Below are 13,706 nucleotides of genomic sequence, written 5' to 3'. Positions count from 1 at the left end.
GCGTATAATTCAACATAAAGGTTATTAGAGTAGAGTGCTTACTATGCTTCATGTTGTGTTATATGAACCAGAAATCCCGCCCAATACTGGTAATATTATTCGATTATGTGCAAATACTGGGTTTAGGCTACACTTGGTGGAGCCTTTAGGGTTTGAGTTAGACGATAAAAAGCTTCGAAGAGCAGGCTTGGATTATCACGAGTTTTCATCGGTACGTGTACACAACAACCTATCGGATTGCTTGGAAGAGATAAAACCGGGTAAAGTGTGGGCTTTGACCACAAAAGGGACGGTATTTCACTCAGACGTTGCTTTTTCCGCTGGGGATGTGTTGCTTTTTGGGCCTGAAACCCGAGGCTTACCCTTACAAGTGCGGGAAGATTTGCCGCCGGAGCAGCGTGTGAAGTTGCCGATGGGCCCTCAGAGCCGCAGTCTGAATCTCTCGAATGCGTGCGCTGTGGTTGTTTACGAAGCTTGGCGCCAGTTAGGCTACTCAGGCTGTACTTAATGAATGTCGGCGTGTACCTTGGCGAATAAATCGAATAATATAGGGCCAAACGACAGGTCTTTTAATTGAAGGATAGAATGATGATAAGGAAAATAGCTATTCTGGGTGCTATGGCGGTGGTGTTGCCAGGCTGCTTCTATGCGCATACATCGCAAGCCCCTATCGCAACAACGTATCCCATTTCTGAGCAACAGAAAATGCAGGCTGCACATCATTGGCGTGTGTTGGCGGCAAACGAAGCGAATGGTATTTTCCAGAAGCTCAATGGACAATCCGTATATGTTAATGCCGGTACGGAAGAAGCGATTTTCAACGAAACCTTTAAACAGCTGCTGACCAGTGAGTTGGTTTCTAAGGGTGCTGCGGTGATGGTATCTCCGAAGGCTACAGTGGAAGTCAGTTATGATGTTAACCTGATCGAGCATAAAGATCGTGGCATGATTCGACCTCCAGAAGGGGCGCTAACGGCATTGGCGGCTGGCATTGCGGTTGCGTCTATCCCAATTAACCATTGGAAGGAACCTGCGTTGGGCCTGATTCCGATGGCGGCAGCGGGTGACTTCCTGATTGGTAACTGGTCGCCTGAGACTAGCCATGAGATTGCTATCACGACGCAAGTCACCAAAGATGGCATGTTGCAGCATTCATCAACTAATATCTATTACATCAATCCTGGCGATAAAGACCACTATGTTGCGCCAGCCAAGTCGGTACGGACCATCCGTGTGACTGATCATTAAGGAGAGGATTATGGCGCATATTACATGGACCAAAGTGGTCGCCTTATTAGCAGCAATGTTTCTTGTTGGCTGCGCATCTGACAAAAATGTACGCGTTGCGGATGCGAAGGTTAATTTGGTAGCAGTGGTTAATTCTGTGGGTTCCTCTTTGATCAAGAACACTGCCGACGAAATACCGAAAGATAAAGCAATTCTTGCTACCAGCTTCGTTAATATTGATGACCTGCAGCGTTCTTCGACGTTTGGCCGGCTGGTAGGTGACAGCATTGCTGGTGATTTAGTTGGCAAGGGCTATGAGGTAATTGAAGTCAGACTGAGAAACAGCCTATTTATGCAGCCACGTATTGGTGAGTTTATGTTGTCTCGTGAGCTGATGAACGTAGGTGCTGCCCATGATGCCCATGCAGTACTAGTAGGGACTTATGCTGTAGGCGGTGATTATGTATACGTAAATGCTCGTCTGGTCAGTGTTGTGGACAGCCGGGTTTTATCATCTCATGACTTCCGATTGCCTTTGAATAGAGATATTCGCAAGATGCTAACTAACACGCGTTAAGTGTTAATAGCTACCATCTAAACCGGCTTTTATAGCCGGTTTTTTGTGCTCATAATTTTATGTTGTTTTTTGGTGTAATGGCTGGGTTGTCAGATATGCGTTTCTTTTTTTTGTTTATGACTTTGCTGATCTCGTCTACCTGCGGCGTATGGGCAGCATCCGAAAGCAGTCCTGATATTACTAACGTACAGCTTATTTGTGGAAAAATCGGCAGCAAACTTTCGAGTGTCACTATAGCTGAATGTAATGATATATTATTCAATCAGCCTCGATTCTATTCATCAGATGGTCTTCCCATCTTAGAAAAGCACTATGCTGCTACCTCTGAGGATGCACCGAGAATCTTATTTATCGGGGGGATTCATGGGGATGAATACTCTAGTGTCAGTGTGACATTCAAATGGTTGGGTATGTTGCATAAGCACCATAGTGGTATTTTTGATTGGCACTTTATTCCATTGGCAAACCCTGATGGCTTGTTACAGAAGCGCTCTTCACGAGTGAATAAAAATAAAGTGGATTTAAACCGTAATTTTATACCTGCACCCAACTTCCCCGAGCCTTTAGCGCATTGGCGAGAACGTGCTAAAAAGCGGGCTCGCTACTATCCTGGACATGAGCCGTTAAGTGAGCCGGAAACTCGAATGATTCATCAGCTAATTGACGAATATCGACCAGACGTTATTATCTCTGTCCATGCTCCCCATGGCATTTTAGACTTCGACGGTAATAGCCTAAAGCCGCCCCGTAAGTTGGGGCCTTTATATCTTCGTCAGTTGGGAACGTACCCTGGGTCATTGGGTAATTATGCGTGGTTTGTTAAAGGGATACCTGTGATGACAATTGAGCTGCCTCACGCAGGGATTATGCCTACACCACATGATGTTAATCGGATGTGGACAGACTTGGTCAGATGGGTTGATCGTAAGGCTAAGTCACAAAGGGCCTTGGTTCTTAAAGAACCATAAGCCCTTCATTATAGCTTGCTGGGATAAATGACCGGTAAGCTATAGAGCACCTTAGTGTTGGTTTTCTTGAGCAGCTCTTTGCTGAAGCTGTTGAGCGTATAGCGCATCAAAGTTGACCGGTGCTAGCATCAATGGAGGGAAGCTTGCCTTTGTCACCATTGTATCAATTGCTTCGCGAGCGTACGGGAACAGAATGCTAGGGCAGAACGCGCCTAAAGCATGACCCGATTCCTGTTCGTTCATACCCGCAACTAAAAAGATACCGCCCTGTTGTACTTCAACAAGGAATGCTGTTTCTTCTTCATTCTTCGCAGTAACGGTAAGCGTTAGAACAACTTCGAAGTGCTCATCACTGAGTGGTGTTGTGCGCGTGTTCATTTCCAGATTGATTTCAGGTTTCCACTCTTTAGTGAAAATCTGAGGGCTGTTAGGCGTTTCCAAAGAAGCATCTTTTACATAAATACGCTGGATGGAGAACTGTGGTTGTGGCTGCTGTTGAGCCGCTTGTTCGTTATCAGGCATGGTTGATCCTTAATCTTTATTATTGGAAAGAAGTTCATCAAGCTTGCCCTGTCTTTCTAGGGCGAATAGGTCGTCGCAGCCACCCACATGAGTTTTACCAATGAAAATTTGAGGCACACTGGTGCGACCTGAGAGATTGGTCATTTCAGCTCGAATTTTTGGTTTATTATCAACATTGATCTCCTCGTAAGTTACCCCTTTGTGATCCAAGAGCATTTTTGCTCTTGCGCAGAAAGGGCACCAGTCAGAGCTATAGATAATAGTGCGCATGTATTAAGCCTTTTTGACGATTGGCAAGTTTTGGCCTTTCCATTCGGTTATGCCACCTTGCAAGCGCATAACGTTTTCGAAGCCCGCTGCTTTTAGTTGTTTGCTAGCGCTGCCTGCCACTTGTCCAAGGTTGCAAACGACAATGACAGGACGGCTTTTAAATTTCTCAATTTCGGTGATGCGGCGAGATAAGTCTGCCACAGGGATGTGTCTGGAGCCTGTGATATATCCAGTATCCCACTCTTTTTTTGTGCGTATATCAATCAATACGGCATCTTGTTTGTTGATAAGCTGTGTGGCGATGGCAGGTGAAACCGACTTGCCTGCTCGTTGGCCTTCACTCCATATAATCAAAATTAATGTGAGTACCCACGCGGCAACCAGCATGAAATGGTTGGACGCAAATTCAATCAGTTGTTCCATTATGTTTCCTAAACCGTCATTTTGCCGTTATAGGCGGCCACTTTTAAAGGCCAGAATTATACAATGCCCACGGCATTCATATAAGAGGCAAAGCGAAGAAGGCGGGGCAGAAGGTTAGCCAATTGCAGGGAATCACAGTAAAATGTCCCTCTTTTTCATGGATAGGATAGGTCTTAACCTTTATGAGTAATAAACGTACCCCTAAAGCCTTGTTAATCCTTGATGGTTTTGGTGTTGAATCCACCGCTTCCTCTGCTATTGAAGTAGCTAATACGCCAACGTGGGATGCTTTATTAAAGAATAACCCTAATTCGCGCATAGCAACTTCAGGCATGGCAGTCGGTTTGCCTGAAGGGCAGATGGGGAACTCAGAAGTAGGACATATGAATATCGGCGCGGGCCGTCCTGTTTATCAAAATTTTACGCGCATCTCCAAATCGATAGAAGATGGTGACTTCTACGAAAATCCAGTGCTTACATCGGCTATCGATAGCGCTATCAGCAATAACGCTGCTGTGCATATCTTTGGGTTACTGTCTCCAGGTGGGGTGCATAGTCACGAAGCGCATATTTTTGAGTTGTTGCGAATGGCCGCACAACGAGGTGCGTCTCAGGTGTTCTTACATGCCATCTTGGATGGTCGTGATATGCCGCCTCGTTCAGCGAAGCCATCGATCGAGAGAGCCGAAGCTGTTTTCTCTGAGATAGGCGTTGGAGGGATAGCCACGGTTGTCGGGCGTTACTTTGCGATGGATAGGGATAATCGCTGGGATCGAGTGCAGTTGGCCTATGATGCGATGACTGCTAGCCAATCACCGTACCAGTGTGAGTCAGCGCTAGAAGCTTTAGAACAAGCCTATAATCGAGATGAGAATGACGAGTTCGTACAAGCAACTGTCATCCGTTCAGCAGCATTAACTAACGGGGCAATTAAAGATGGCGATGCGGTTATTTGTGCAAACTTCCGCCCTGACCGCGCCCGTGAAATTACTCGTGCTTTTGTGGAAGACTCATTTGAGGGTTTTGAGCGACAAGTGCGGCCTGCATTGGCAGGCTTTGTCATGATGACCCAGTATGCCGCGACGATTCCCGCGGCGTGTGCTTACCCGCCAGCGACAATCACCAATGACTTAGGGGAGTACTTGTCAGCGCAAGGGCGTACTCAATTGCGTATCTCCGAGACGGAAAAGTATGCTCATGTGACTTTCTTCTTCAACGGTGGTCAAGAAGCTGTTTATCCTGGTGAAGACCGCATACTGATCCCCTCTCCGCAAGTGGCGACCTATGATTTAAAGCCAGAGATGAGTGCGCCAGAGATGACCGCTAAGCTGGTGGAAGCGATTAAAAGTGGCCAGTATGACTTGATTGTGTGCAACTACCCTAATGGGGATATGGTTGGGCATACGGGCGTTTTTGATGCTGCTGTCAAAGCGGTTGAAGCGGTTGATACGAGTTTGAAAGAGGTCTTGGCGGCGATGGCGGCAGTGGGCGGTGAAACCCTGATTACGGCCGATCATGGAAATGTCGAGATGATGAGAGACCCCGAAACGGGCCAGCCTCATACAGCCCATACAAACTTTCCTGTAGCCTTAATCTATGATGGGCCTAAAAACCAGACGTTAAGTCTTGAGGATGGTGCCTTGTGCGATTTGGCACCCACGCTGCTGGCGCTAATGGGCTTGCCGAAGCCGGATGAAATGACGGGGCATAGCCTTGCAACTTTATCCTGATTATCTAAGGCCGCCGTTGCGGCCTTTTTTTCCACTCCTTTTGTTAGGCTGTTTGTTAGTTACCAGCTTAGGGGGATGGGCGTCTGATACGGCGGCGACACAGTCACAACTTGCAACGCTTAAGAAAAGTATCAGCTATCTACAGTCTCAATTAAAAAATGATTTAAAAAAGCAAACAAAAGCCGCGTCTGCGCTTGCTGATGTCGAAAAAGAGATTGGTGAACTGGGTAAGCAGGTACATCAGATCGATCAGAAAATACTAACACTCAAAGTTGATCTAACAGGGTTTGAGTCAGAAAAAAAACGACTTGAGAATCAGTTAGCCGATAAAAAAGAACGATTAATTGAACTGGTTCGCCAGCAGTATCGACTGGGGCAGCAGCCTAGGCTGTTGTTGCTCTTAAATCAGCGAGATCCTGAGCAGTTGTCGCGCATGCTTAAGTACTATGATCGTTTTAGTAGTGCCCAAGCAGCAGAGTTGCGTGAATTTCAGCAACTATTAGCGAATTTAAAAAATACCCACCTCTCGATTGGTACAACTAAGCAGGCCATGCTCGATCAAAAGGCACAATTAGATAAGCAGCTATCTGATTTACAGGAGGTTAGACAGAGCCGAGAGAGCACACTTGCAGCGCTTAATAAACAGATCAAGGAAGATAAAAACCGCCTGAGTCAGCTGCAAGCTAATCGTACTCGGCTGGAAAAGGTGCTAAAAGAGGTAGAAAAGTCCGTATCACTTGCGAATCTGACACAAAATAACCAGAAGTTTAGAACCCTAAAGGGCAAACTTAAGGCGCCTGCCAAGGGTAAAACTCGCCGTCGTTTTGGTCATGTTCAGGATAATATCCGCTATGATGGACTGTTGATTTCGGGTAAGACTGGAGATCGCATTGAAGCGGTGCACCATGGACGAGTGGTATTCTCGGATTGGCTAAGGGGTTATGGTCTATTGACGATAGTTGATCATGGCGATGGTTATATGACGCTCTATGGACATAATGATGCGCTGCTGAAAGAAACAGGTGACTGGGTCGCTCAAGGTGAACAGATTGCTACGTTAGGAAATAGTGGTGGATATGCTGAACCGGGCCTGTATTTTGCGATCCGATATAAAGGCAAGGCTATTAACCCGGCTTCATGGCTATCGAACCGGTAATGTAAAAAGGATGTGTGTAATGGGCAAGCGATTGAGGGTAATACAATGAAGGCTAAAACAAAACTATCGCTAGCGATATTGAGCATGTGCTTATCTGTTCATGCCGCTGCAGAGGCTGTGAAGGATGATCTGGTTCAACCCTTGCCCTTAGAGGAGCTGCGCCGTTTTAGTGAAGTATTTGATCGTATAAAAAATGCGTATGTGGAACCTGTCGATGATGCGAAGGTGCTTGAAGATGCGATTCGCGGAATGATTGCAGGACTTGATCCTCACTCCTCATATTTGGAACCTGACGCCTTTGAAGAGCTGCAAGAGCACACTTCAGGTGAATTTGGAGGTGTGGGTATTGAGATCAGCCAGGACGACGGTTTTATTCGAGTAATTGCTCCGATTGATGATACACCAGCGGAGAAAGCGGGTATTAAGTCGGGTGATCTAATAACGCGACTTGATGGCGAGCCTATTCAAAATATGGGGATTGATGAAGCGATCAACCGTATGAGAGGGGAGCCTGGTACCAGTATTGTTCTGACGATTGTTCGTAAAGGGGAAGACAAGCCCCGAGAAATCAAGGTTGTTCGCGCTATTATTCATGTTGCCAGTGTCAAACAACGGATGCTCGGAGAAGACTTTGGCTATTTACGTATTACCCAATTTCAGAGTAATACCGGTGCAGACTTAAAAAAAGCGATGGTTAAGCTTGAAGCTAATCGGGCTCTTAAGGGCTTGGTCTTGGATCTGCGCAATAATCCCGGAGGGGTTTTGCAGGCGGCTGTGGATGTTGTCGATGCCTTTATATCAGAAGGTAAGATCGTTTATACCGAAGGTCGTCTAAAGAGCGCAGATACCTCATTTATGGCCTCAAAAGATACGGTGATTGGTGATATTCCTGTGGTGGTTTTGATTAATGGCGGATCGGCTTCTGCTTCAGAGATTGTTGCCGGTGCGCTACAAGATCATAAACGTGCTGTCATTATGGGTACGGGGAGTTTTGGCAAAGGCTCTGTACAAACTATTTTGCCTTTAGCAGAAAAAAGAGCCTTGAAACTGACAACGGCCCGCTATTTCACCCCAAGCGGGCGCTCTATCCAAGCGCAGGGTATTTTACCCGATGTTGTCGTGGAGGAGGCCGAGCTTAAGCGTGTTGAGTCTCAGGAGTTTTTAAAGGAGAAGGATTTATCCCGACATCTCTTCAATGGACAAACTGAAGAAGAAGCAGATAAAGCGCTGATTGATGCAACTAAAGGCTTGTCGCAGAGGGATTATCAGTTGTATGAGGCTCTGAATTTACTCAAAGCACTGACAATTGTGGGCAGGGCCAACCAATCTTAATGAAGCTGGAAGGAGTCTTTTGTTGGTTGATGGTCGCATGGGTGGCGCTCTTTTCAGGCGTGGCGTTTGCTGCTGATGAAGCGCCTCGTCTGGTAATTGTTATTGATGATATGGGCAATAACTTACAGCAAGGTCAAGCTGCTTTAGCCTTATCTGGGCCTGTGACCTATGCTGTTTTACCCCATACCGCTCATGCAGAACAGTTAGCCAGGGAAGCAAATCAGTTTGGTAAGGAGGTGATGCTTCATGCACCGATGGCCAATACACAGCGCTTGAAACTAGGCCCTGGTGCATTACTGCCGTCCTATAGTGAAACTCACTTCAAGAAAGTCTTGAATGAAAGCCTTGATGCTGTTCCTTATGCGGTTGGGTTGAATAACCATATGGGAAGTTTGTTAACGCAGCAGAAGGTGCCGATGCGCTGGGTGATGGATGTTGCTAAAGAGCGGGGTGTCTTCTTTCTGGATAGCAAAACGACACCCTCAAGTGTCGCGTGGGATGTGGCGAAGCAAGCGGGTGTTCCCGCATTAAAGCGGGATATCTTTCTGGATCACTTTCAAACCCGTGAATTCTTAAGTCAGCAGTTCTTGCGCGCAGTGAATATTGCAAGGCGGCATGGTTATGCTGTTGTGATTGGTCACCCTTATCCTGTTACCACCGAATTCTTGCAAGATGCTATTCCAGCACTTGATGAAGCGGGGGTGCAATTAGTATCCGCCTCAGCGCTATTAATGTTGCAAGAGCAGCGTCGTTTATTGCGTGCAAAAGCGCGCAAACATCATGATCTATTATCCCGCTGTGATTATTCAGAAGGTCACGACTGTCAGTAGTTCGGGGGTAGAATGAAAAGCTGGGAGCCGCCCCCCCCCCAGCTTAAGTGCCGGCTTCAAGCTTTAGGTCAGTGGTCTGAACACCCCAGCCGCTAGTCGTTGCCATTGGTCATTCCAGTTTTCGGTGGGGCGCTTTTGGAACTCGCTGCGAACAAACTGCCTGATTCGGCCTTCAACTACGGCTGTCATTAGATTGGCACTAATGCCCACTGTGGAGACGGTTCTGAGCCCTTCTCTTGCTTCTGCTTCGCGCAATACTTGTTTTAGTTGTGTCTCTACCCGCTCAAATAGTTGATGAATTCTGCCGCGTAAACGGTCGGTTTCGCCTGATAAGGCGTCACCTGTCAGAATGCGTGCCATGCCTGGATTACGCTCCACAAACGCTAGAATCAGTGTGAGTATTTGCTCACATTGGCGCGTGGCTGGACTGTCTGAGTGAGTAATCAAGGTGACACGAGAGAAAAGTGTCTCTTCGATAAAGCCGATCAGCCCTTCGAACATACGTGCTTTACTAGGGAAGTGGCGGTATAGCGCAGCTTCAGATACACCGACCTCTTTCGCCAGCGCTGCTGTCGTGATTCTCTGCCCCGGGTTGCCTTCTAGCATTCTTGCTAATGCTTGCAAGATCTGTTCTCGACGGGATAGTTTGTTTTCGCTCATGACTGCCCTGTTATAACGTGTGGTTAGTAATGAGTGTACCAACCCCTTCATCGGTGAATATTTCTAGCAGACAGGAGTGTTCCACGCGGCCATCGATGATGTGCGCGCTCACTACGCCACTTTTTACCGCACTCAATGCGCAGTCTATTTTGGGTAACATCCCGCCGTAGATCGTACCGTCTTCAATTAAAGCATCTACTTGCTCGGTTGATAAACCGGTTAATACATTCCCCTCTTTGTCCATTAAACCTGCAATGTTGGTTAACAGAATGAGCTTTTCAGCTTGGAGGACTTCAGCAACTTTACCCGCTACCAAATCAGCATTGATGTTGTAAGATGCACCATCAGGGCCTACACCAATGGGTGCAATGACAGGGATAAAATCAGAGTCGGCCAACATATTTAGCACAGCGGTGTTAACGTGCTCCACCTCACCAACATGGCCGATATCGATAATTTCTGGTGCTTCCATTTCGGGGGTTTTGTGTTTCACTCTGAGTTTGCGCGCACCTAATAGGTGGCCATCTTTACCTGTTAGGCCGATCGCTTTGCCGCCGTTACTGTTGATTAGCCCTACAATCTCTTTATTCACCATGCCGCCGAGCACCATTTCAACCACATCCATGGTTTTAGAGTCCGTCACGCGCATACCATTAATAAAGTGAGATTCAATATTAAGCTTGTTGAGTAGGTCGCCAATTTGTGGGCCGCCCCCATGAACGACAATGGGGTTCAACCCAATTAATTTCATCATGACGATATCCCGAGCGAAGCTGTTTTTTAGCTTTTCATCGGTCATCGCATTTCCGCCATATTTGATAACGATTGTCTTACCGACAAAACGCTGAATATAAGGTACTGCTTCGCTTAACACTTCGGCGGTGGTCATCGCCTGTTTTCTATTTAAAGGCATTTTTTTGGTTTCTCCCAAAACTTATTCATCGGGGATGATCAACGCAGGATCAATCTCCAGTAATCGAGTCTGAAATTGCTGACGAATACGAGTCAGTGCTATTTCATTGGTTGCTTCAAAGCGTAACACTAAGACCGGTGTTGTGTTTGAGGCTCTGACTAGCCCCCAGCCATCTGGATAATCAACCCGCAGGCCATCAATTTGGCTGACTTCTCCTTCAGGGTAACTCTGTTTTTGCAGTCGTGAGACTAGGTCGAATTTGGTTTCATCGTTGACGTCAATATTGAGTTCAGGTGTGTTTATATTAATGGGGTAGTGGCTAAATATGTCATCTAGGGAGCGGTTGGTGTTTGCGAGTATCTCCAGAAGACGTGCCGCACTATAGAGGCCATCGTCGAAACCAAACCAGCGCTCCTTAAAAAAGATATGCCCACTCATCTCACCCGCGAGTAGTGCGCCTGTGCTCTTCATTTTACGCTTGATGAGAGAGTGACCGGTCTTCCACATAGTGGGCTTACCGCCTTTAGATAGGATCGTCTCATGAAGTAATCGTGAGCATTTGACATCATATATGATCTCACAACCGGGGTTGCGTTGAAGTACATCCTCCGCGAATAGCATCATCAACCTGTCTGGGTAAATCACATCTCCGCTTGCGGTGACGACGCCTACTCGATCCCCATCGCCGTCAAACGCAAGGCCTATATCAGCGCTGTGGGTTTGTACCTCTGTAATACAATCACGTAAATTCTTTAACTTGCCAGGGTCTGGGTGATGATTGGGAAAGTTACCATCGACTTCGCAATATAAGGGGATGACCTCACACCCTAGTTGCTCCAGTAATACGGGGGCGATATTGCCCGCAATCCCATTGCCGCAGTCCACTACAATTTTTAGTCTGCGACCCAGTTGAATATCATCTTGAATGCGCTTTCGGTAACGTGTGCTCACATCTGCGCGTGACAGTGTACCATTGCCTTGCGAATAGTCTTGCTGCAACATTCGATGTTTGAGTGCTTGTATTTCGCCCTCTGCCAATGTATTTCCGGACATGACCATTTTGAAGCCATTATAGTTGGCTGGATTATGACTACCTGTGATCATGATCCCTGTTTGGCTATCGGTATGATACGTCGCAAAGTAGAGGACGGGAGTTGGAACATAGCCTATATCTTGAACATCTACACCACCATAGAGTAAGCCTTTGATCAGATTTTCTTTCAATGATGGGCTGGATAGGCGGCCATCGGCAGCGACCGTAACTTGGCTTAGGTTGTTAGCTAAAGCCTCAGCCGCAAAAGCTCGACCAAGGTGGTATACCATCTCAGGGGTCAGTGCTTCGCCAACAATACCCCGAATGTCATAAGCTCTAAAGAGGGTGTGATCTAGGTTGGATAGCGGCATTTCCATGTCATCGAGTCCTTTAATCAATTAAGAGCGCCCTGATGACCCAAAACCACCGTCACCTCGTTCTGAATCAGAAAACTGGTCGACGATTTCAAAATCACCTTGCACGACGGGTACTAATACCATTTGAGCGATACGCTCGCCGGGTTCAATGGTGAAGGTCGTATTACCTCGGTTCCAACAAGAAACGAACAGTTGTCCTTGGTAGTCCGAGTCAATGAGCCCAACGAGGTTGCCTAACACAATGCCGTGTTTGTGGCCCAACCCTGAGCGCGGCAGAATCATAGCGCATAGAGAAGGGTCTTCTATGTGGATGGCGATCCCTGTTGGAATTAGCTCTGTTTGGCCAGGCGCTAGTATCAAATCGTTTTCAATACACGCACGAAGGTCCATGCCTGCAGAGCCTGGAGTTGCATAAGCGGGTAGGGGGAAGCTGTCGCCAATGCGAGGATCGAGAATTTTTACCTGTATTTTTTTCATTTTGATGTCTTATAGTGTTTAGCAATCTGTTCAATCAACTGTACGGCAAGTTGACGTTTGCTTGTTTGAGGAATGCTGGTTTGTTGGTTAGCGGTCACCAGCGTTACGGCGTTTTCATCACTATTAAAACCGATACCTGCTTGTGATACATCATTGGCGACGATCATATCCAACCCTTTTTTGGCGAGTTTTCCTCGGGCGTAGTTGATAACATCTCGCGTTTCTGCGGCAAAGCCGACAGTAAAAGGCTTGTTTTCTAGCGAGGCGACGGTTGCCACGATATCTGGGTTTTTTACCAGATGTAGTTCCATAATCTCCTCATTGCCTTTTTTGATTTTATGCTCAGCAATAGCGGTTGGTCGATAATCAGCAACCGCTGCGCAGGCAATGAAAATATCACAGTCATCTATATTTGCTAATGAAGCGCTGAGCATCTCTTGCGCGGTGGTTACTGAGATGCGTTTAACGTGGTCGGGCTGGGCTAAGTTGACTGGGCCACTGATCAGGGTAACGGCTGCTCCTGCATCGGTCGCTGCTTGTGCTAGCGCATATCCCATTTTGCCTGAGCTATGGTTGGATATATAGCGGACAGGGTCTAAGGGCTCTTGTGTTGGCCCCGCGGTAATGTGTACGCGAAGCCCTGCTAATGTACCTGTATCAAAACAATTGCTAACAGCATCAAGAATCTCTAGAGGCTCGATCATTCGCCCAGGGCCTGTATCTCCACAGGCTTGCTCGCCAACACCGGGCCCCCACAGTGTTATACCCTGCTGTCGCAAAGCCTCAGCATTTTGCTGGGTTTGTGGCGCACGCCACATCGCTTGGTTCATCGCAGGGGCTAAGCAGATGGGGGCATCTGTTGCTAAACAGATCGTTGTTAATAGGTCATTCCCCATGCCATTGGCCAAACGCGCCATGAAGTCTGCACTGGCAGGGGCGATAACAATAAGATCGGCCCATTTTGCTAGCTCGATATGGCCCATGCCTGCTTCCGCTTCAGGATCAAGTAGGTGAAGGTGTACGGGGTGCCCAGAGAGTGCTTGCAACGTTAACGGTGTAATAAACTCCGTAGCGGCAGGTGTCATAACGACACGAACATCTGCGCCTGCGCCTTTTAATAAACGCGTAAGTTCAGCGCTTTTGTAGGCAGCTATTCCACCCGTAATTCCTAAAATAATCTGTTTGTTAGTAAGTCTATGCATACCTTGGGG

Annotated in this window: 16 protein-coding genes; 8 read left to right on the top strand and 8 right to left on the bottom strand. The window is 47.2% G+C overall.

Annotated elements, in window-relative coordinates; genetic code table 11:
• Window positions 1-43: 43 nt before the first annotated feature.
• From trmL to F0U83_RS14890, 4 genes are all read left to right on the top strand, one after another.
• The gene (trmL, locus tag F0U83_RS14905) at window positions 44-508 is read left to right on the top strand and encodes a tRNA (uridine(34)/cytosine(34)/5-carboxymethylaminomethyluridine(34)-2'-O)-methyltransferase TrmL (RefSeq protein ID WP_138989024.1); all 465 of its coding nucleotides are present in this window, start codon (window positions 44-46) and stop codon (window positions 506-508) included.
• Between the two features lie 80 nt (window positions 509-588).
• Window positions 589-1,248 carry a hypothetical protein gene (locus F0U83_RS14900; protein WP_138989023.1) on the top strand — a complete coding sequence of 220 codons (660 nt, stop codon included), beginning with the start codon at window positions 589-591 and terminating at the stop codon, window positions 1,246-1,248.
• Between the two features lie 10 nt (window positions 1,249-1,258).
• Window positions 1,259-1,804 carry a FlgO family outer membrane protein gene (locus F0U83_RS14895; RefSeq protein WP_138989022.1) on the top strand — a complete coding sequence of 182 codons (546 nt, stop codon included), beginning with the start codon at window positions 1,259-1,261 and terminating at the stop codon, window positions 1,802-1,804.
• A 95-nt stretch (window positions 1,805-1,899) separates the two neighbouring features.
• The gene (locus F0U83_RS14890; protein ID WP_246077914.1) at window positions 1,900-2,772 is read left to right on the top strand and encodes a M14 family zinc carboxypeptidase; all 873 of its coding nucleotides are present in this window, start codon (window positions 1,900-1,902) and stop codon (window positions 2,770-2,772) included.
• A gap of 51 nt (window positions 2,773-2,823) precedes the next feature.
• On the opposite strand, the gene secB is transcribed toward F0U83_RS14890, so the two are convergent.
• From secB to F0U83_RS14875, 3 genes are read right to left on the bottom strand one after another with little or no spacing between them, the layout of a single operon-like run.
• On the bottom strand, window positions 2,824-3,294 hold the full coding sequence (secB, locus tag F0U83_RS14885; RefSeq protein WP_138989020.1) for a protein-export chaperone SecB: 471 nt from the start codon (window positions 3,292-3,294) through the stop codon (window positions 2,824-2,826).
• Between the two features lie 9 nt (window positions 3,295-3,303).
• Window positions 3,304-3,564, bottom strand: a complete 261-nt coding sequence (gene grxC / locus F0U83_RS14880; RefSeq protein WP_138989019.1) for a glutaredoxin 3 — start codon at window positions 3,562-3,564, stop codon at window positions 3,304-3,306.
• A gap of 3 nt (window positions 3,565-3,567) precedes the next feature.
• Entirely contained in the window at window positions 3,568-3,987 is a 420-nt protein-coding gene (locus tag F0U83_RS14875) for a rhodanese-like domain-containing protein (RefSeq protein ID WP_138989018.1), read from the bottom strand.
• A gap of 182 nt (window positions 3,988-4,169) precedes the next feature.
• On the opposite strand from F0U83_RS14875, the gene gpmI reads away from it, so the two are divergent.
• Genes gpmI through F0U83_RS14855 form a run of 4 tightly spaced genes read left to right on the top strand, consistent with a single transcriptional unit; the run spans window position 4,170 to window position 9,035 of the window.
• The gene (gene gpmI / locus F0U83_RS14870; RefSeq protein WP_138989017.1) at window positions 4,170-5,717 is read left to right on the top strand and encodes a 2,3-bisphosphoglycerate-independent phosphoglycerate mutase; all 1,548 of its coding nucleotides are present in this window, start codon (window positions 4,170-4,172) and stop codon (window positions 5,715-5,717) included.
• A gap of 52 nt (window positions 5,718-5,769) precedes the next feature.
• Window positions 5,770-6,873, top strand: coding sequence for a murein hydrolase activator EnvC family protein (locus F0U83_RS14865; protein ID WP_138989016.1), 1,104 nt, complete (start codon window positions 5,770-5,772; stop codon window positions 6,871-6,873).
• Between the two features lie 45 nt (window positions 6,874-6,918).
• Window positions 6,919-8,205: a S41 family peptidase gene (locus F0U83_RS14860; RefSeq protein WP_138989015.1), complete on the top strand. Its 1,287-nt coding sequence runs from the start codon at window positions 6,919-6,921 to the stop codon at window positions 8,203-8,205.
• Window positions 8,205-9,035, top strand: a complete 831-nt coding sequence (locus tag F0U83_RS14855; protein ID WP_138989014.1) for a divergent polysaccharide deacetylase family protein — start codon at window positions 8,205-8,207, stop codon at window positions 9,033-9,035. Before F0U83_RS14860 ends, F0U83_RS14855 begins: the two co-directional genes overlap by 1 nt.
• Before the next feature lie 63 nt (window positions 9,036-9,098).
• Here F0U83_RS14855 and slmA read toward each other — a convergent pair whose 3' ends face one another.
• From slmA to coaBC, 5 genes are read right to left on the bottom strand one after another with little or no spacing between them, the layout of a single operon-like run.
• Complete coding sequence (slmA, locus tag F0U83_RS14850) at window positions 9,099-9,695, bottom strand: nucleoid occlusion factor SlmA (RefSeq protein WP_138989013.1); 597 nt, start codon at window positions 9,693-9,695, stop codon at window positions 9,099-9,101.
• Window positions 9,696-9,705: 10 nt separating this feature from the next.
• Window positions 9,706-10,608 carry an acetylglutamate kinase gene (gene argB / locus F0U83_RS14845; protein ID WP_138989012.1) on the bottom strand — a complete coding sequence of 301 codons (903 nt, stop codon included), beginning with the start codon at window positions 10,606-10,608 and terminating at the stop codon, window positions 9,706-9,708.
• Window positions 10,609-10,629: 21 nt separating this feature from the next.
• Window positions 10,630-12,018 carry a phosphomannomutase/phosphoglucomutase gene (locus F0U83_RS14840; RefSeq protein WP_138989011.1) on the bottom strand — a complete coding sequence of 463 codons (1,389 nt, stop codon included), beginning with the start codon at window positions 12,016-12,018 and terminating at the stop codon, window positions 10,630-10,632.
• A 21-nt stretch (window positions 12,019-12,039) separates the two neighbouring features.
• Window positions 12,040-12,495, bottom strand: a complete 456-nt coding sequence (gene dut, locus F0U83_RS14835; RefSeq protein WP_138989010.1) for a dUTP diphosphatase — start codon at window positions 12,493-12,495, stop codon at window positions 12,040-12,042.
• Entirely contained in the window at window positions 12,492-13,697 is a 1,206-nt protein-coding gene (gene coaBC / locus F0U83_RS14830) for a bifunctional phosphopantothenoylcysteine decarboxylase/phosphopantothenate--cysteine ligase CoaBC (RefSeq protein ID WP_138989009.1), read from the bottom strand. The genes dut and coaBC overlap by 4 nt, the downstream gene beginning before the upstream one ends.
• Window positions 13,698-13,706: the final 9 nt, after the last annotated feature.

It is taken from the genome of Neptunomonas concharum, from assembly GCF_008630635.1.
GTDB classification, from domain to species: Bacteria; Pseudomonadota; Gammaproteobacteria; order Pseudomonadales; family Balneatricaceae; genus Neptunomonas; species Neptunomonas concharum.
Note: the sequence above shows the minus strand (reverse complement) of the source record. Positions and strands in the feature narration are given on the sequence as shown.